This window comes from Kitasatospora sp. NPDC057965, from assembly GCF_042887135.1.
In the GTDB taxonomy this organism is placed as follows: Bacteria; Actinomycetota; Actinomycetes; order Streptomycetales; family Streptomycetaceae; genus Kitasatospora.
On the sequence record NZ_JBHVPZ010000025.1, the window covers coordinates 62,114 to 79,377 of the forward strand.

At 71.4% G+C, this 17,264-nt stretch carries 16 protein-coding genes and 1 riboswitch; of the genes, 8 read left to right on the forward strand and 8 right to left on the reverse strand.

Features of this window, described 5'->3' with window-relative positions; translation table 11 throughout:
• Window positions 1–110 precede the first annotated feature (110 nt).
• Complete coding sequence (locus tag ACFVVU_RS28415) at window positions 111–809, reverse strand: hypothetical protein (protein ID WP_387793102.1); 699 nt, start codon at window positions 807–809, stop codon at window positions 111–113.
• A gap of 110 nt (window positions 810–919) precedes the next feature.
• Window positions 920–1,138, reverse strand: coding sequence for a hypothetical protein (locus ACFVVU_RS28420; RefSeq protein ID WP_387793104.1), 219 nt, complete (start codon window positions 1,136–1,138; stop codon window positions 920–922).
• A gap of 276 nt (window positions 1,139–1,414) precedes the next feature.
• On the opposite strand from ACFVVU_RS28420, the gene ACFVVU_RS28425 reads away from it, so the two are divergent.
• Window positions 1,415–2,392 carry a carbohydrate kinase family protein gene (locus ACFVVU_RS28425; RefSeq protein WP_380687179.1) on the forward strand — a complete coding sequence of 326 codons (978 nt, stop codon included), beginning with the start codon at window positions 1,415–1,417 and terminating at the stop codon, window positions 2,390–2,392.
• Here ACFVVU_RS28425 and ACFVVU_RS28430 read toward each other — a convergent pair.
• The gene (locus ACFVVU_RS28430; RefSeq protein WP_387793143.1) at window positions 2,385–3,857 is read right to left on the reverse strand and encodes a cysteine desulfurase/sulfurtransferase TusA family protein; all 1,473 of its coding nucleotides are present in this window, start codon (window positions 3,855–3,857) and stop codon (window positions 2,385–2,387) included. The genes ACFVVU_RS28425 and ACFVVU_RS28430 overlap by 8 nt on opposite strands.
• 335 nt (window positions 3,858–4,192) lie before the next feature.
• Between ACFVVU_RS28430 and coxB the strand changes: the two genes are divergently transcribed.
• The 4 genes from coxB to ACFVVU_RS28450 all read left to right on the forward strand — a co-directional run bounded on the left by coxB (window position 4,193) and on the right by ACFVVU_RS28450 (window position 8,671).
• The gene (coxB, locus tag ACFVVU_RS28435) at window positions 4,193–5,047 is read left to right on the forward strand and encodes a cytochrome c oxidase subunit II (RefSeq protein ID WP_380687177.1); all 855 of its coding nucleotides are present in this window, start codon (window positions 4,193–4,195) and stop codon (window positions 5,045–5,047) included.
• On the forward strand, window positions 5,044–6,819 hold the full coding sequence (gene ctaD, locus ACFVVU_RS28440; protein WP_380687175.1) for a cytochrome c oxidase subunit I: 1,776 nt from the start codon (window positions 5,044–5,046) through the stop codon (window positions 6,817–6,819). The genes coxB and ctaD overlap by 4 nt, the downstream gene beginning before the upstream one ends.
• A complete protein-coding gene (locus tag ACFVVU_RS28445; RefSeq protein ID WP_350549522.1) occupies window positions 6,819–7,235 on the forward strand; it encodes a cytochrome c oxidase subunit 4 in 417 nt (138 codons plus the stop codon). The genes ctaD and ACFVVU_RS28445 overlap by 1 nt, the downstream gene beginning before the upstream one ends.
• A 173-nt stretch (window positions 7,236–7,408) precedes the next feature.
• Complete coding sequence (locus ACFVVU_RS28450; RefSeq protein WP_387793106.1) at window positions 7,409–8,671, forward strand: Ig-like domain-containing protein; 1,263 nt, start codon at window positions 7,409–7,411, stop codon at window positions 8,669–8,671.
• Between the two features lie 9 nt (window positions 8,672–8,680).
• On the opposite strand, the gene ACFVVU_RS28455 is transcribed toward ACFVVU_RS28450, so the two are convergent.
• The 5 genes from ACFVVU_RS28455 to ACFVVU_RS28475 form a co-directional block, all read right to left on the reverse strand.
• On the reverse strand, window positions 8,681–9,064 hold the full coding sequence (locus ACFVVU_RS28455) for a GntR family transcriptional regulator (protein WP_380687304.1): 384 nt from the start codon (window positions 9,062–9,064) through the stop codon (window positions 8,681–8,683).
• 134 nt (window positions 9,065–9,198) lie between these two features.
• A complete protein-coding gene (locus ACFVVU_RS28460; RefSeq protein WP_380687302.1) occupies window positions 9,199–10,857 on the reverse strand; it encodes a cytochrome bc complex cytochrome b subunit in 1,659 nt (552 codons plus the stop codon).
• Window positions 10,854–11,924, reverse strand: a complete 1,071-nt coding sequence (locus tag ACFVVU_RS28465) for a Rieske 2Fe-2S domain-containing protein (RefSeq protein ID WP_380687300.1) — start codon at window positions 11,922–11,924, stop codon at window positions 10,854–10,856. The genes ACFVVU_RS28460 and ACFVVU_RS28465 overlap by 4 nt, the downstream gene beginning before the upstream one ends.
• Entirely contained in the window at window positions 11,921–12,730 is an 810-nt protein-coding gene (locus ACFVVU_RS28470) for a c-type cytochrome (protein ID WP_355361797.1), read from the reverse strand. The genes ACFVVU_RS28465 and ACFVVU_RS28470 overlap by 4 nt, the downstream gene beginning before the upstream one ends.
• A 187-nt stretch (window positions 12,731–12,917) precedes the next feature.
• Window positions 12,918–13,538 (reverse strand): heme-copper oxidase subunit III, encoded by a 621-nt coding sequence (locus tag ACFVVU_RS28475; protein ID WP_355361795.1) that lies wholly within the window; start codon window positions 13,536–13,538, stop codon window positions 12,918–12,920.
• A gap of 393 nt (window positions 13,539–13,931) precedes the next feature.
• On the opposite strand from ACFVVU_RS28475, the gene ACFVVU_RS28480 reads away from it, so the two are divergent.
• The 3 genes from ACFVVU_RS28480 (at window position 13,932) to ACFVVU_RS28490 (ending at window position 17,263) form a co-directional block, all read left to right on the forward strand.
• The gene (locus ACFVVU_RS28480; protein WP_380687297.1) at window positions 13,932–14,357 is read left to right on the forward strand and encodes a hypothetical protein; all 426 of its coding nucleotides are present in this window, start codon (window positions 13,932–13,934) and stop codon (window positions 14,355–14,357) included.
• Window positions 14,358–14,545: 188 nt separating this feature from the next.
• Window positions 14,546–15,622, forward strand: a complete 1,077-nt coding sequence (gene trpD / locus ACFVVU_RS28485) for an anthranilate phosphoribosyltransferase (protein ID WP_380690286.1) — start codon at window positions 14,546–14,548, stop codon at window positions 15,620–15,622.
• A gap of 107 nt (window positions 15,623–15,729) precedes the next feature.
• Window positions 15,730–15,847: riboswitch (SAM riboswitch) on the forward strand.
• Window positions 15,848–15,898: 51 nt separating this feature from the next.
• Window positions 15,899–17,263: an aminotransferase class V-fold PLP-dependent enzyme gene (locus tag ACFVVU_RS28490; protein ID WP_387793109.1), complete on the forward strand. Its 1,365-nt coding sequence runs from the start codon at window positions 15,899–15,901 to the stop codon at window positions 17,261–17,263.
• Window position 17,264: the final 1 nt, after the last annotated feature.

Below are 17,264 nucleotides of genomic sequence, written 5' to 3' on the forward strand. Positions count from 1 at the left end.
GGGGCCGCCTTCGTCGTGTCCGGGCATCGGCCATGCCGGCCATGCCGGCCATGCCGGTCACACCGGTCATTCCGATCACACTGGCCGTGCCGGTCACGCCGGTCGTACCGTCACGGGGCGCCCGGGATGTCCGGGACCACCGGGTCGGGGCCGATCTTCGGGTCCGCCTCCAGCGGCACCTCCTGCCCGGTCGCCAGATCGGTCACCGTCCGGCCCCGCAGCGGCTCCTTCAGGTCGGCCGTCACCGTCTGCCGCTGGGCCACCGCGATGCAGTCCTGCCCGGCGGGCACCGGCGCCGCCGTGGTCACCCGGATGTCCACCCGGCCCGGCTTGGACTCGTCCGCCTTGAGCGCGTACTTCTGGCAGACCCCGCCGTAGAACCAGACCGTCAGACGGTTGCCGTCCGACCGGTAGGTGATCGCGGGGTGCACCGGCGAGCCGGTCCCGGAGCCGTTCGGCGCCGGTTCGCCCACCGCGATGCCGTTGCCGCCCGCACCCGGGGGAGTGGGCGCCGGGGTCGGGGTCAGCGCCGGGCCCGTGCCGGCCGGCCGCGGGTCCGGGGCGGTGGCCGAGGGGCCGGACGGCGGCGTGGTCACCGGAGCCGGCGCGGTCGCGGCGCCGTCGGTGGCCGGGCCGGGAGAGGCGGACGCGCTCGCCGCCGCCGGCTCCGCGGTGGCGGACGCCGCCCCCGATCCCGCCTTCGCCGCGCCGCCGCATCCGGCCAGGACGGTGGCCGCCGCCAGCGCCAGGCCCGCCAGTGCCGTCGCGCGCACCCGGCCGGGACGCCGGGGCATGGTCTCCAGATCCATCTGCACATCCTCCCGAGGGTTCAGCGGTGCGCCGTGCCGGCCGCACCGCGCGGATGTGACGTGCCCCGGGCGATTCCGGTTCCCGTGCGCCTCCCCGGGCCGGGGCGGGCTCAGGGTCCGTACTCGGGCATCCCCGCGACCAGCCGCTGGGCCCCGGCGGGGACCCGGAAGCCGGACCCGACCGGCGCGCTGTCCTGCCGGCCGGCCGCCAGCAGCGGCCAGAACCGCCGCAGCCGGCGCGAGGAGTCCACCAGCGCGTCCAGCGACTCGCCGTCCGCGTCGCCGCGCAGGGCGGGCGGAACCCGCAGCGGGTGGTGACTGGGCATCATCGGCCATCACTTCCGATCCACCGGTGCCGCGGCAGCGTCGCCGCGGGCCTGGGCAGGGCCGAAACGGCCCCTTCCTGCCGACCCTAGGCCGGGCGGACCGGAGCCCACCAGAGCTACCGCGGGGTAGTACACCTTCGGGGACGGCGGGTGACAGCGGACGGGGGAGCGGTGCCCGCTGTCTTGCTGGTGCCCCGTCCCCGCCGGGTACCGTGGGTGGGTTGCACCGCCGTTCCACCCCGCTGTCCCATGGCCCCGCCGCCATCCTGAGGAGACCCCGTGCGTATCGCCGTCGCCGGCTCGATCGCGACCGACCACCTGATGACCTTCCCCGGCCGGTTCGCCGACCAGCTGGTCGCCGAGCAGCTGCACACCGTGTCGCTGTCCTTCCTGGTCGACACCCTGGACATCCGCCGCGGCGGCGTCGCGCCGAACATCGCCTTCGGCATGGGCGTCCTGGGCCTGCGCCCGGTCCTGGTCGGCGCGGCCGGCGCGGACTTCGCGGAGTACCGCAGCTGGCTGGAGCGCAACAACGTGGACTGCCGCTCCGTCCACATCTCCGAGACCCGCCACACCGCGCGCTTCATGTGCACCACGGACGAGGACCACAACCAGATCGCCTCGTTCTACACCGGTGCCATGGCCGAGGCCCGCAACATCGAGCTCAAGCCGATCGCCGACCGCATCGGCGGCCTGGACCTGGTGCTGATCGGCGCCGACGACCCGCAGGCGATGGTCCGCCACACCCAGGAGTGCCGCACCCGCGGCTACGCCTTCGCCGCCGACCCGTCCCAGCAGCTGGCCCGCCTCGACGGCCACGACATCCGCCAGATCGTCGACGGCGCCGCGTACCTCTTCACCAACGAGTACGAGGCCGCGCTGATCGAGTCCAAGACCGGCTGGGACTCCGAGGAGATCCTCACCCGGGTCGGCACCCGGATCACCACCCTGGGCAGCAAGGGCGTCCGGATCGACCGCAAGGGCGAGGCCCCGGTGGTGGTCGGCTGCGCCCCCGAGACCGCCAAGGTGGACCCGACCGGTGTCGGCGACGCCTTCCGCGCCGGCTTCCTGGCCGGCCTCTCCTGGGACCTGGAGCTGGAGCGCTCCGCCCAGATCGGCTGCATGCTCGCCACCCTGGTGATCGAGACCGTCGGCACCCAGGAGTACGAGCTGCGCCCGCACGACTTCCTGCAGCGCTTCACCGCCGCCTACGGCGACGAGGCCGGCGCCGAGGTCCGCGCGCACCTGGTCAACTGACCCGCCGCACCAGATAGGCCGACCCCCGGTCGCCGCCGTACTCGGCGGCCGGGGCCTCGCCCAGGTACTCCTGGCCGCGCATCCCGCACCAGGCGGGGACGTCCAACCGGGCCGCCTCGTCGTCGGCCAGCACCGCGACCGTCCCGCCCACCGGCACCTCGCCGATCCGCTTCGCCAGCTCGATCACCGGCAGCGGGCACCGCTTGCCCAGCGCGTCGAGCACCAGCAGCCGCCCGGCGATTCGCCCGCTCGCCTCCGGGCGCTCCGGCCCGGCGCCCTCCCCGGAGTCCTTCCCGGCGGCCGAGGGCGGTGCCAGGTCCAGCCCCAGCGGCGCGCGGACGCCCGCCACCACCTCCGGCAGGACGGCCAGGAACCGCTCGACGTCCGCCTCGGCGGTGCCGAACGGCAGCGAGACCCGGACATTGCCCTCGGTGAGCACGCCCATCGCCGCCAGCACATGGCTCGGGGTCAGCGTGGAGGAGGTGCACGAGGAGCCGGAGGAGACGGCGAACCCGGCCCGGTCCAGCTCGCCCAGCAGCACCTCGCCGTCCACGTACAGACAGGAGAAGGTGACGAGGTGCGGCAGCCGCCGCACCGGGTCGCCGACCACCTCGACCTCGGGCACCAGCCGCGGCACCCGGGCCCGGATCCGTTCGACGAGCTCGTGCAGCCGGGCGTTCTCCCGCTCCGCCTCGGCCCGCACCGCCCGCAGCGAGGCCGCCGCCGCGACGATCGCCGGCACGTTGACGAACCCCGGCACCCGGCCGCCCTCGCGCTCGTCGGCGGGCAGCGGCGAGGCGTACCGCACGCCCTTGCGCACCGCCAGCACCCCGACCCCGGCGGGCCCGCCCCACTTGTGCGCGCTGGCGGCCAGCAGCGACCAGCCGGCCGGCACGTCCATCCGCCCGGCGCTCTGCGCCGCGTCCACCAGCAGCGGCACCTCCCCGCAGCGCGCGGCCGTCTCGGCGACCGGCTGCACGGTGCCCACCTCGTGGTTGGCGGACTGCAGCACGGCGAGCGCGGTGTCCGGCCGCAGGGCGGCCGCGAACTCCGCCGGGTCGACCCGGCCCTGCTGGTCCACCGGCACCGCGGTGACCTCGCCGCCCGCCGCCTGGTGCCGCTCCGCGGTGTGCAGCACGCTGGAGTGCTCGACGGCGGAGTGCACCAGGTGCCGCCCGCGCCGACGGTTGCCGTGCAGCGCGCCCAGCATGCCGAGCTGGACGGACTGGGTGCCGCTGGCGGTGAAGGAGATCTCGTCGGCCCGGCAGCCGAGCACCTCGGCCACGGTCTCCCGGGCCGCGTCCAGCAGCATCCGGGCCTGTCGCCCGGAGCGGTAGAGCCGGGCGGGGTCGGCCCACCCCTCGTCGAGGGCGGCGGTCAGCGCCTGCCGGGCGACGGGGTGGAGCGGTGCGGTGGAGGCCACATCGAAGTACACGGTCACATTTAACGACACTCCCGGGTGCATTCCGGGCTTCGGCGGTGGCTCACCGGTCGTCAGTCGATCACCCCGAATGTCCGAATCGTCCGCGTCCGACGGGGCGTCACTCGTGTTGTCCGAGGTCATCCCCCGATCGGGCGTACGGACCCCGAATGCCTAGGATGACCTGCGGCGCAGCCCCTGCCGGGCCTGATCGGGTGCTCGGGCGGCGCGTTACCGGGACCTGCCCGTCAGCAGCGCATAAGGCTGGAGTAGGGTTTGGCCCGCATAAGCATTCAAACCGTGCCCGTGGACGGGTCGCCGAGGAGGGGAAACCTCCCCGGGGCGACGCGAAGGCGGGCGAGACTTCGGGAAGGCGCTACGTGAGTCCCAACGGCTCCGACCGCTCGCCGCGGCGCACGATGCGGCGGAAGCTGCCTCAGGCGCTGGCACTGGGCCTCGTCATCGCGACCGCCACCGGCTGCTCGGCCAACGACCTCCCCAGGCTTGGCCTCCCGAGCCCCGTCACCAAGGAAGGGCCGATGGTCCTCCACATGTGGCAGGGCTCCTGGATCGCGGCGCTGGTGGTCGGCGTACTGATGTGGGGTCTGATCATCTGGAGCGTGATCTTCCACCGGCGCAGCCGCACCGGCGTGCAGATCCCCCCGCAGACCCGGTACAACGTGCCCATCGAGGCGCTCTACACCGCGGTCCCGATCATCATCGTGTCGGTCCTCTTCTACTTCGTCGCCCGCGACGAGTCGAAGCTGACCGCCGTCTCCGAGAAGCCGCAGCACACCGTCAACGTGGTGGGCTTCCAGTGGAGCTGGGCGTTCAACTACGAGAACACCGAGAACCCGGACCCGGCCAACGAGCAGGCCGCGTACGAGGTGGGTACCCCCGGCGAGCCGCCGACGCTGTACCTGCCGGTCGACGAGACGGTGCAGTTCCGCCTCACCTCTCGTGACGTGATCCACGACTTCTGGCCCATCAACTTCATGATGAAGATGGACGTCGTGCCGGGCGTGGTCAACAAGTTCGAGGTCACCCCGACCGTCAAGGGTGAGTACATGGGCAAGTGCGCCGAGCTCTGCGGCGTCGACCACTCGCGCATGCTGTTCAACGTGAAGGTCGTCGACCGTGCCGAGTACGACCAGCACCTGAAGGACCTGCGGGCCAAGGGTCAGACCGGCGCGGTGCCCTCCGGCATCACGACCATGGGAAGTGAAGAGAAGTGACCATCCTCAACGAGCCCGCCGCGGCCGGCGGGGGCGCCGGGGCCGTCACGGTCGGGGCGCAGCGGACCCGGAAGCCGGGTTCCACCATCATCAAGTGGCTCACCACCACTGACCACAAGACGATCGGCACCCTGTACCTGGGGACGTCGTTCGCCTTCTTCCTGATCGGCGGCATCCTCGCGCTGGTCATGCGCGCCGAGCTGGCTCGTCCCGGGACCCAGATCCTGTCGAACGAGCAGTTCAACCAGGCGTTCACGATGCACGGCACGGTCATGCTGCTGATGTTCGCGACGCCGCTGTTCGCCGGTTTCGCCAACTGGATCATGCCGCTGCAGATCGGCGCGCCGGACGTCGCCTTCCCGCGTCTGAACATGTTCGCCTACTGGCTGTACCTGTTCGGCTCGCTGATCGCCGTCGCCGGCTTCCTCACCCCGCAGGGCGCCGCCGACTTCGGCTGGTTCGCCTACGCGCCGCTGTCGGACGCGGTCCGCTCGCCGGGCATCGGCGCCGACATGTGGATCATGGGTCTGGCCTTCTCCGGCTTCGGCACCATCCTCGGTGCGGTCAACTTCATCACCACGATCATCTGCATGCGGGCCCCCGGCCTGACGATGTTCCGGATGTCGATCTTCACCTGGAACGTCCTGCTGACCGCGGTGCTGATCCTGCTGGCCTTCCCGGTGCTGGCCGCCGCGCTGTTCGCCCTGGAGGCGGACCGCAAGTTCGGGGCGCACGTCTTCGATCCGGCCAACGGCGGTGCGCTGCTCTGGCAGCACCTGTTCTGGTTCTTCGGCCATCCCGAGGTGTACATCATCGCGCTGCCGTTCTTCGGCATCGTGTCGGAGATCATCCCGGTCTTCAGCCGCAAGCCGATGTTCGGCTACTCCGGCCTGATCGCGGCCACCATCGCGATCGCCGGCCTGTCGGTGACGGTGTGGGCCCACCACATGTACGTCACCGGCCAGGTGCTGCTGCCGTTCTTCTCCTTCATGACGTTCCTCATCGCCGTCCCGACCGGTGTGAAGTTCTTCAACTGGGTCGGCACCATGTGGAAGGGCTCGCTCAGCTTCGAGACCCCGATGCTGTGGACGGTCGGCTTCCTGGTCACCTTCCTCTTCGGTGGTCTGACCGGTGTGCTGCTGGCCTCCCCGCCGATCGACTTCCACGTCTCGGACTCGTACTTCGTCGTCGCCCACTTCCACTACGTGGTCTTCGGCACCGTCGTCTTCGCGATGTTCGCCGGCTTCCACTTCTGGTGGCCGAAGATGACCGGCAAGATGCTGGACGAGCGCCTCGGCAAGATCACCTTCTGGACGCTGTTCTTCGGCTTCCACACCACCTTCCTGGTGCAGCACTGGCTCGGCGCGGAGGGCATGCCCCGCCGCTACGCCGACTACCTGGCCGCCGACGGGTTCACCACCCTGAACACCGTCTCGACCATCGGCTCGTTCCTGCTCGGTCTGTCGATCCTGCCGTTCCTCTACAACGTCTGGAAGACCGCCAAGTACGGCGAGAAGATCGAGGTCGACGACCCGTGGGGCTACGGCCGCTCGCTGGAGTGGGCGACCTCCTGCCCGCCGCCGCGGCACAACTTCCTCACCCTGCCCCGGATCCGCTCCGAATCCCCGGCCTTCGACCTCCACTACCCGGAGATCGCCGCGCTGGACTACCTGGAGAACCACGGCGAGCCGGCCAAGCACCTCGCCGGTGTGACCCCGGCGAAGTACGACGCGCCGCAGCTGGGCAAGGGCAAGAAGGAGGGTGACGTCTGATGAAGGAACAGGGCAAGATCTTCCTGGGCCTGTCGGTCTTCGTGCTGGCCATGGCGATCACCTACGGCCTGTGGACCAACAGCTCCGACCACGGCATCGAGGCGGCCGGCACCACCGCGCTGTTCCTCGCCTTCGGTCTGTGCGCCTTCATCGGCTACTACCTCGCCTTCACCGCCCGCCGGGTGGACAGCGGCGCGGGTGACAACCCCGAGGCCGAGGTCGCGGACGACTCCGGCGAGCTGGGCTTCTTCGCCCCGCACAGCTGGCAGCCGCTCTCGCTCGCGATCGGCGGCGCGCTCGCCTTCCTCGGCGTGATCTTCGGCTGGTGGCTGATGTTCTGGTCGCTCCCGATCATCCTGATCGGCCTGTTCGGCTGGGTCTTCGAGTTCTACCGGGGCGAGAACCAGAACCAGTAGGCACTGGCTCCCCCTCGCACAGGGCCGGGCATCCCGCACGGGATGCCCGGCCCTGTTGCGTCCCCGGAGTGACGGCCTCACCCTGCCGGCCCAACGGCGCCCCGTTCGGATGTCGCTCCGCCGGAGGCGGTTCCTACGATCTGACCAATCGTGCGAAACCCCGGGAGGCGGTCATGGCCGACAGACGCGCAGTCGCGGGTCTCGGTGGCATCACCCTGGCCCTCGCCGTACTGGTCCCGCTGGCGGGCTGCACCGCCGGCGGTGGCGAGGACGTCGCCGAGGCGGTCCGCAAGGTCGACGCCGCCGCGCTGGTGCACCTGTCCGCCACCGACCGGGCGGACCCCTCCCAGCCGGTCACGGTGACCGCCGAGGCGGGCAGCCGGCTGACCGACGTCACCGTGGTCGGCCCGGACGGGCGGGTGGTCGCCGGGCGGCTCTCGGACGACCAGCGCAGCTGGCAGACCACCGGCCGGCTCAAGGCCGGCACCTCCTACAGCGTGCGGATCGCCGCCGACGACGGCCGCGGCGGCCGCGGCGAGACCACCGCAGGCTTCTCCACCCTGGCCGCCCAGCACCTGCTGACCGCCAAGCTCGGCCCGGACTCCTCCGGCAGCGGCGTCTACGGCGTGGGCCAGCCGCTCACCGTCCAGCTCTCCGAGGCCGTCAAGGACCCGCAGGCCCGCCAGGAGGTGGAGCGCGCGCTGACGGTGACCTCGCAGCCCGCCGTCACCGGCGGCTGGTACTGGGTGGACGACAAGAACCTGCACTTCCGCCCCGAGGAGTACTGGCCCACCGGCACCACCGTCAGCCTGGCCTTCGAGGCCACCGGCAGCCGGATCTCCGACGGCCTGTACGGCGGCGACCGCGCCGCCCTGGCGCTGCGGATCGGCGAGCGGGTCGAGACCGTGGTGGACGCCGCCGCGCACGAACTCACCCTCAAGCGGGACGGACGGCCGGTGCGGACGATCCCGGTGACCACCGGCAAGCCCGGCTTCGACACCCGCAACGGCGTCAAGGTGGTGCTCGGCCAGGAGCGCAAGGTCCGGATGAGCGGCGAGACCATCGGCATAGCGGCCGGCAGCCAGGAGTCCTACGACCTCGACGTCGAGTGGGCCACCCGGGTCACCTGGAGCGGCGAGTACGTGCACGCCGCGCCCTGGTCGGTGGGCTCCCAGGGGGTGGAGAACGTCAGCCACGGCTGTACCGGGATGAGCACCGAGAACGCCCACTGGTTCTACCAGAACACCAGGGTGGGGGACCTGGTGACGGTGGTGAACAGCGCGGGCAAGTCCATGGAGCCGTTCGGCAACGGCTTCGGCGACTGGAACATCGCCTGGACCGACTGGGTCAAGCACAGCGCCCTCGGCGGACCCGTCAGCACCACCGCCCCGGTCACCCGGGCGCCCGCCACCGGGATGATCGCCCCGCAGCTCTGAGCGGCCCGCTCAGCCCGCCGCGGCGTCGTCCCCGTACGCCACCCGCAGCGCGCCGTCCACGGCGCCCAGGGCGTCCGCCAGCGGCAGTCCGAGCCGCCGGACCCGCTCGGCGTACTCGGCGGCCGCCGCTGCGGCCAGCCGGTGCGCGGAGTCGCCGACCGCGGCGATCAGGGTGCCGCGCCGGCCGTGCGTCTCCACCACCCCGTCGGCCTCCAGCTCCCGGTAGGCGCGGGCGACCGTCCCGGCGGCCAGCCCGAGCCGCTCGGCCAGCGCGCGGACGGTGGGCAGCCGCAGACCGGTGGCCAGCTCGCCGCCGCGGGCCTGCTCGGCGATCTGGGCGCGGATCTGCTCGTACGGGGGAGTGGCGGAGGCGGGGTCGACGGACAGCTGCACGGTGGACTCCTGGCGTTCGCTGCGGACGGGGGACACGGATGCGGGGGGACGCGGGTACGGCAAAGCCCGAGGGCCGCCGACCAGAAGAACTCTGGTCAGCGGCCCTCGGGTGCGACGCGGCGACGCGTACGGGATCAGTGGTGGCCGTGGCCGCTGGTGATCTCGTGGTGCTCCTCGGCGGTCGGCTTGGGGATCTGGCTGCCCTCGCCGTAGAAGCCGCGGGCGAGCTTCGCCCGGGTCCGGCTGACGACGCCGGCCTTGCGGGCCACGCCGTTCTCGTCGGTCTCGGCCGGCAGCTCGTACGGCTGCACCTGCTCGTGAGCGGTGAGCTTGTGCAGGTCCTTCTGCGGCAGCTGGGCGTGCACCTCGATGAACTCGCCGTGCGGCAGGCGCTTGATGACGCCGGTCTCGCGGCCGTGCAGCACCTTCTCCTTGTCGCGGCGCTGGAGGCCGAGGCACCAGCGCTTGGTGACGATGAAGGTCACGACCGGGACGACGAAGAAGCCGACGCGGACGAAGTAGGTGACCGAGTTGATCGACAGGTGCAGGTGGGTGGCGAACAGGTCGTTGCCACCGGCCACCAGGAGGAGCAGGTAGAGGCTGATCCAGGCGGCACCCAGGGCGGTGCGGACCGGGGCGTTGCGCGGGCGGTCCAGGATGTGGTGCTCGCGCTTGTCGCCGGTGATCCAGCCCTCGATGAAGGGGTAGAGCGCGATCGAGACCAGCACCAGCGGGAAGATCGCCAGCGGGACCATGACACCCAGGTTCAGGGTGTGGCCCCAGAGGCCGATCTCCCAGCCCGGCATGACACGGATCAGACCCTCGGAGAAGCCCATGTACCAGTCGGGCTGGGCGTCCGTGGACACCTGGTCCGGGCGGTACGGGCCGACCGACCAGATCGGGTTGATCGTGGCGAGCGCCGAGATGGCGGCGATCAGGCCGAACACCAGGAAGAAGAAGCCACCGGCCTTGGCCATGTAGACCGGCATCAGCGGCATGCCGACGACGTTCTTCTCGGTCTTGCCCGGGCCCGCCCACTGGGTGTGCTTGTGGTAGAAGACCAGGATCAGGTGCGCCACCAGCAGGCCGAGCATGATGCCCGGGATCAGCAGCACGTGGATCGTGAAGAACCGCGGCACGATGTCGGTGCCGGGGAACTCGCCCCCGAACAGGAACATCTGGATGTAGGTGCCGACCAGCGGGACGGCGAGGATCGCGCCTTCCATGAACCGGATACCGGTGCCGGAGAGCAGGTCGTCGGGCAGCGAGTAGCCGAAGAAGCCGTCGAACATGCCGAGGACCAGCAGCAGGAAGCCGAAGACCCAGTTGATCTCGCGCGGCTTGCGGAACGCGCCCGTGAAGAAGACGCGCAGCATGTGCACGAGCATCGCCGCGACGAAGACCAGGGCGGCCCAGTGGTGGATCTGGCGGACCAGCAGACCGCCGCGCACCTCGAAGCTGATGTCGACGGTCGAGGCGTAGGCCTCGGACATCGGGAGGCCCTTGAGCGGCACGTACGAGCCGTCGTAGATGACCTCGCCCATCGAGGGCTTGAAGAACAGCGTCAGGTAGACGCCGGTCAGGATGATGATGATGAAGGTGTAGAGGCAGATCTCGCCCAGCATGAAGGACCAGTGGTCCGGGAAGATCTTCCGCAGGTTGGCCTTGGCGAGGGAGTAGATCCCCAGCCGGCCGTCCGTCCAGTCCGCGGCCTGCTCCCACTTGTTCGCGGGCTTGGCGCGGGTGCTGGCGGGCTTGGCGGCGCCGGAGGTGGTGCTGCTCGCACTGCTCATCGAGCACGCTCCCAGAAGCTCGGGCCGACGGCTTCGTCGAAGTCGCCGTGGGCGACCAGGAAGCCCTTCTCGTCAGTGGTGATCTTCAGCTGCGGCAGCGGGTGGCCGGCCGGGCCGAAGATGACGCGCGCGCCGTCCGCCAGGTCGAAGGTCGACTGGTGGCAGGGGCAGAGCGCGTGGTGGGTCTGCTGCTCGTACAGGCTGATCGGGCAGCCGACGTGGGTGCAGATCTTGGAGTAGGCGAGGATGCCCTCGAAACCCTTCTCCTTGGACTTCTCGTCCTTGATGTCCTCCGGCGCGATGCGCACCAGCATGAGGGCGTCCTTCGCGATGCGAACCTGGAAGTCCTCGGAGTGCGTGGTCAGGCCCTCGGGCATCGCGAAGGTCAGCGACCCCTGAACGATGTCCTCGGCCTTCATCGGCAGGTTGGTGTTCATGTTGATCAGCTGGAGCGGCTTGGCGTCGGTGGCCTCGTCCCAGCCGGTGTGCTGCAGCTTGTCCTCGGGCAGCGGGCCCAGGTCGCGGAGCAGGACCACGCCGGAGAGCGGGACCAGCGCCATCGAACCGATGAGGGTGTTGCGGATCATCTTGCGGCGGCCGAAGCCGGACTCCGCGGCACCGGTCTTGAACTGCTCGATGACGTCCGCGCGGACCTCGTCGTCGGCCTCGATCGGGTGACGCTCGGCCGGGATCTCGTGGTCCGACATCAGGGTGCGGGCCCAGTGGACCGCGCCCGCGCCGATGAGGAACAGCGCCGCGCCCAGGGTCATGCCGAGCGCGAAGTTCAGCGCGCTGACGTGGCCCAGCGGCCAGATGTAGACGATCTTGTCCGGGTCGATGGCCACGTACGAGGCGATGAAGCCGATGGTGGCGAGCATCGAGAGGACGAACATCAGCGACACCTGACGCTCGGCCCGCTTGGCGGCCCGCTCGTCGATGTCGGTGCGGCGCGGCTCGTGGGCCGGCAGACCGGGGTCGGCGAACGGATCGCCGTGGGCAGCCACCTCGTGGTGCCCGGCGGAGCCGTGCGACTCCGGCAGGTTCTCTTCTGACATGTCGTGGCTCATGACTTCTTGGCCTTGGTGGTGTGGGCGGCGACCCAGATCGCGACCAGGATGAGCGCACCGAGACCGAAGATCCAGCCGAACAGGCCCTCGGTCACCGGACCGAGGCTGCCGAGCGTGAGACCGCCGGGGTTGGGCTCATCGTTGGTGGTGTGGCGGACGAAGGCCACGATCTGCTTCTTCTGCTCCTCGGGCATGGTGCTGTCCGGGAACGACGGCATGTTCTGCGGGCCGGTCTGCATGGCCTCGTAGATGTGCTTGGCGTCCACGCCCTCCAGCGACGGGGCGTACTTGCCCTGGGTCAGGGCACCGCCCTGGCCGGAGAAGTTGTGGCACTGGGCGCAGTTGGTGCGGAACAGCTCGCCACCCTTGGACAGATCCTCGGGGTTGGTCGAGGTGTACTGCTCCTCGGTCGGCGTCACCGGACCGGGGCCGAGCGAGGCGACGAAGGCGGCGAGCTGGTCGATCTCCGCCTGCGAGTAGATGTTCGGCTTGCGCGGCACCTGGGCGCCGGGCTGCTGGGCCGGCATGCGGCCGGTGCCCACCTGGAAGTCCACCGCGGCGGAGCCGACGCCGACGAGGCTCGGACCGTCACTGGAACCCTGGCCGTTCAGGCCGTGGCAGGAGGAGCAGCCCACGGCGAAGAGCTTCTTGCCCTCGTCGATCGCGAGCGACTGCGCGGCGACGTCGGCCTGCGCCTTGTCGGCGGGCGCGAACGCGGCGTACAGCCCCCCGGTTGCCGCCAGGGCGAGAAGTAGGACGACCAGCGCCGCCAGTGGGTGGCGCCGTCGTGCGGAGAGCTTTTTCACGGAATAACCCCGGTGTCAGGATCTGGTCGACTGGTGGGTGCACCCGGCGGCCGGTCTGGCCGGCACGAGGCTGCCTGTCTAGGGCTGCGCGCGCGGTCGGTCGGTGGGAGCGTCGGCACCGGCGAAATCGGGCCGTCGCCGGTGAGGGCGGGACCCGAGGCCGGTGGCCAGCGACCTGATCAGCTGGTTACTTGATCAGGTAGATGGTCGCGAACAGGCCGATCCACACGACGTCGACGAAGTGCCAGTAGTACGACACCACGATCGCGGCGGTGGCCTGCTCGTGAGTGAAGCGCTTGGCTGCGTACGTCCGTCCCAGGACCAGCAGGAAGGCGATCAGACCACCCGTCACGTGCAGACCGTGGAAGCCGGTGGTCAGGTAGAACACCGTGCCGTACGGGTCGGAGGACAGCGAGAGGCCGTCCTTCTTGACCAGCTCGGTGTACTCGAAGATCTGGCCGCCGATGAAGATCGCGCCCATCACGAAGGTCAGGGTGAACCACGAGCGGAGCTTCTTCACGTCACCGCGCTCGGCAGCGAAGACGCCGAGCTGGCAGGTGAGCGAGGAGAGCACCAGGATCGTGGTGTTGACCGAGGAGAAGGGCACGTTGAGGGCGTGCGCCTTCTCGGTCCAGAACTCCGGCCCCTTGACGGAGCGGAGCGTGAAGTACATCGCGAAGAGGGCCGCGAAGAACATCAACTCGGAACTGAGCCAGACGATCGTTCCGACGCTGACCATGTTCGGCCGGTTGACCGATCCGTGCGCGTGCCCGGTTTCTACTGCTGTTGCTGTCGCCACGACGGACATTATGTCGGTCCCTTATTCCGTCTTCACGCCGGGGGGTCTCCCTCGGAGTGTCCGGTGCGTGCGGTATGCCCCCCTGGCACCCCGCGGACCGCACCCACCCGTGCTGAGCAGCGGCGTGTCCCTTTTCTGACGGTTCCTCGAAGGCCCTTCCGGGGGCTCTGGCGGCGTGTCGCGGCGCTCCTGCGGGGCCGTCGGTAGTAAGGGGAGAGACCACCCGTCCGCCGTACGGGTGGTCCGTGCGGGCGGGGGTGACGCGCCGTGCTCCGCCCGGACCAGTGGCGGGCGGCGGCGGTTCGAGGAGGATCTCGCGGGAAGGGCTCGGCGGCGGGTGATCGGGAGTAGCATCCGGGGAGAGGCGAACGTGGTCCGGATCACACGTGAGGGAGCAGGCCCATGGCGTACACGACCGACGAGACGCTGACCGTTCTCGTCTACAGCCACGACCGCACCACCCGCGAGCAGGTGCTGACCGCTCTCGGCCGGCGGCCCGCGGAGGACCTGCCGGAGCTGGACTACCTGGAGTGCGCGACCACTCCCGCGGTGCTCAAGGCGCTGGAGAAGGGCGGCATCGACCTCTGCGTCCTGGACGGCGAGGCGGTGCCGGCCGGCGGGCTCGGGCTCGCCCGGCAGCTGAAGGACGAGATCTACGGCTGCCCGCCGCTGCTGGTGCTGATCGGCCGGCCGCAGGACTCCTGGCTGGCCGCCTGGAGCCGGGCCGACGCGGCGATCTCCCAGCCGGTGGACCCGGTGGCGCTGGCCGAGGCCGTCGCCGCCCTGCTGCGGGCGCGGCTGGCCAAGCGGGCGCCCGCCTCGCGGTAGGCGGGCCCGGCCGGGCCCGGCCGTCCGGTCAGGCCGTCCGGGGCGGTGCTCCGGGGCGGCTGTCTCACCTCGCGTCTCAGTACAAGAGAAGAAGGGTGAACGGCGGAGCCCCGGCACCCGCCGCTCGATAGGCTGACTCCGTCCCTACGTCCTTCCCCGTCCGCGGGGAGCGAGAGCTGGAGTCAGCCATGGTGAACGTGCACCCTGCGAACGGCGGTAGCGAGCCCGCGCAGGTGGTCCGCACCTGGCCGGACATCCTGTCGGCGCTGCTGAGGGGGGAGGACCTCGACCGCGCGGCCACCGCGTGGGCGATGGACCGGATCATGAGCGGGGAGGCCTCCCCGGTGCAGATCGCCGGCTTCATGGTGGCGCTGCGGGCCAAGGGCGAGACGGTCGACGAGATCTCCGGCCTGGTGGACTCGATGTACTCGCACGCCGAGCCGCTGTCCATCCCCGGGCCGGCGGTGGACATCGTCGGCACCGGCGGCGACCGGGCCAAGACCGTCAACATCTCCACCATGTCGGCGATCGTCGCCGCGGCGGCCGGCGCCAAGGTGGTCAAGCACGGCAACCGGGCCGCCTCCTCGGCGAGCGGCTCCTCGGACGTGCTGGAGAAGCTGGGCATCAGCCTGAACCTGCGCCCGCGCCGGGTCGCCGAGATCGCCGAGGAGGTCGGGCTCACCTTCTGCTTCGCGGCCACCTTCCACCCCTCGATGCGGTACGCCGGTCCGGCCCGCAGCGAACTCGGGGTGCCGACCGCCTTCAACATCCTCGGCCCGCTCACCAACCCGGCCCGGGTGACCTCGCACGCCATCGGCTGTTTCGACACCCGCCTCGCCGGGCTGATCGCCGGGGTGCTGGCGCAGCGCGGTGCCGGCGCGCTGGTCTTCCGGGGCGACGACGGGCTGGACGAACTCACCATCACCACCACCTCGCGGGTCTGGATCGTCCGGGACGGCGCCGTCACCGAGACCACCTTCGACCCGCGCGAGGTCGGCATCGAGCCGGTCGGCATCGAGGCGCTGCGCGGCGGGGACCCGTCGTACAACGCGGAGGTCGCGCGCCGGCTGCTGGCCGGGGAGCACGGGCCGGTGCGCGACGCGGTGCTGCTGAACTCGGCGGCCGCGCTGGTGGCACTGGAGCTGACCGGCGCGCCGCTCGCCGAGCAGCTCGGGACAGCCATGCGGCGCACCGCCGCGGCCATCGACTCCGGCGCGGCGGGCGATCTGCTGAAGCACTGGTCGGAGGCCACCGCCCGGCCGTGACGCGGTGGTCGGGGCCCGGGGGAGCGCCCTCCCCCGGGCCCCTCCGGCTGTCCGGGATGCGGACTCCTGTTTGACCGCGGGACGGACGCGACCTAGAGTCTTCGCCAGGTCATGAGCGACAGCGTCAAGCCCCAGCTGGCTGTCCGGCAACCCTCCGTCCGTGGCGGGGTGCCCTGGGTGAGGACCGGGTCACGTGGCGCATCGTCCGCGTGGCAAGCGCGGACGCCGGACCGACAGCACTCCCGGGGTCCCTGACCCGTACAGGAGTGCATCCTCATGTCCGTCGGCACCTCTCTCTGCGCCCCCCTCGCCGTCCTCGGCCACGACGTCCAGGTCCCGCTCGCCAACGGTGACAAGGTCGGCTACGCGGCGCTCGACTACGCGGCCAGCTCCCCGGCGCTCCAGCGGGTCTGGGACGACGTCGCCGCCTACGCCCCGTACTACGGCAGCGTGCACCGCGGCGCCGGCTACCTGTCGCAGCTCTCCACCGACCTGTTCGAGCAGAGCCGCCGCACCGTCACCGAGTTCCTCGACCTGCGCGAGGGCGACCAGGTGGTCTTCACCCGCGCCACCACCGACTCGCTCAACCTGCTGGCCGGCGCCGTCCCGGCGGGGACGCAGGTGTTCGCCTTCGAGACCGAGCACCACGCCTCGCTGCTGCCCTGGGCGCACGCCGGTCTGCCCGTCACCTACCTGCGCGCCCCCCGCTCGCACGCCGAGGCGGTCGAGGCCTTCGACGCCGCGCTGGCCGCCTCGCCCGAGGGCCCGAAGCTGCTCTGCGTCACCGGCGCCTCCAACGTCACCGGTGAGCTCTGGCCGGTCGCCGAGCTGACCCGCACCGCCCACCGGCACGGTGCCCGGGTGGTGCTGGACGCCGCGCAGCTGGCCCCGCACCACCGGGTCTCGGTGCGCGAGCTGGACGTCGACTGGATCGCCTTCTCCGGCCACAAGCTGTACGCGCCGTTCGGCGCCGGGGTGCTGGCCGGCCGGGCCGACTGGCTGGACGCGGCCGACCCGTACCTGGCCGGGGGCGGCGCCACCCGCACGGTGGCCCGGGAGGCCGACGGCTCGGTGGCCGTGCAGTGGCACACCGGCCCGGCCCGGCACGAGGCCGGCTCGCCCAACGTCATCGGCGCCTACGCCATCGCCTCGGCCTGCCGGGCGCTCACCGAGGCCGGGTTCGACGCGCTGGAGGCCCGTGAGCGCGCGCTGGTCGCGCGGCTGAAGGCCGGGCTGGCCGAGATCCCCGAGGTCCGGGTGCTGAACCTGTTCGGCGCGGACTCGGACCGGGTGGGCGTGCTCTCCTTCGTCGTCCGGGGCTGGAACAGCTCGCACTTCTCGGCCGCGCTGTCCGCCGAGTACGGCATCGGGGTGCGCGACGGCCTGTTCTGCGCCCACCCGCTGGTCCGCACGCTGCTCGGCGACGAGGAGGCCGCGCCCTCGGAGTGCGGCGCGCCGGAGCCCTCGCTGCCCGGCGAGCGCAGCCTGAACGCGATCCGGGTGAGCTTCGGCGCGGGCACCCCGGACGAGCACGTGGACCGGTTCCTGACCGCCGTCCGCGAGCTGGTCACGGACGGCGCGGCCTGGACCTACCGCAACGAGGGCGGCCGCTGCGTCGCGGACACCCGCCGGGAGGGCTGAG

What these genes read in the sequence shown, in the direction of transcription:
- ACFVVU_RS28415 (WP_387793102.1), bottom strand. Translation starts at nt 809, where the DNA reads ATGGATCTGGAGACCATGCCCCGGCGTCCCGGCCGGGTGCGCGCGACG.
- ACFVVU_RS28420 (WP_387793104.1), bottom strand. Translation starts at nt 1,138, where the DNA reads ATGATGCCCAGTCACCACCCGCTGCGGGTTCCGCCCGCCCTGCGCGGC.
- ACFVVU_RS28430 (WP_387793143.1), bottom strand. Translation starts at nt 3,857, where the DNA reads ATGCACCCGGGAGTGTCGTTAAATGTGACCGTGTACTTCGATGTGGCC.
- ACFVVU_RS28445 (WP_350549522.1), top strand. Translation starts at nt 6,819, where the DNA reads ATGAAGGAACAGGGCAAGATCTTCCTGGGCCTGTCGGTCTTCGTGCTG.
- ACFVVU_RS28450 (WP_387793106.1), top strand. Translation starts at nt 7,409, where the DNA reads ATGGCCGACAGACGCGCAGTCGCGGGTCTCGGTGGCATCACCCTGGCC.
- ACFVVU_RS28460 (WP_380687302.1), bottom strand. Translation starts at nt 10,857, where the DNA reads ATGAGCAGTGCGAGCAGCACCACCTCCGGCGCCGCCAAGCCCGCCAGC.
- ACFVVU_RS28465 (WP_380687300.1), bottom strand. Translation starts at nt 11,924, where the DNA reads ATGAGCCACGACATGTCAGAAGAGAACCTGCCGGAGTCGCACGGCTCC.
- ACFVVU_RS28475 (WP_355361795.1), bottom strand. Translation starts at nt 13,538, where the DNA reads ATGTCCGTCGTGGCGACAGCAACAGCAGTAGAAACCGGGCACGCGCAC.
- ACFVVU_RS28480 (WP_380687297.1), top strand. Translation starts at nt 13,932, where the DNA reads ATGGCGTACACGACCGACGAGACGCTGACCGTTCTCGTCTACAGCCAC.
- trpD (WP_380690286.1), top strand. Translation starts at nt 14,546, where the DNA reads ATGGTGAACGTGCACCCTGCGAACGGCGGTAGCGAGCCCGCGCAGGTG.
- ACFVVU_RS28490 (WP_387793109.1), top strand. Translation starts at nt 15,899, where the DNA reads ATGTCCGTCGGCACCTCTCTCTGCGCCCCCCTCGCCGTCCTCGGCCAC.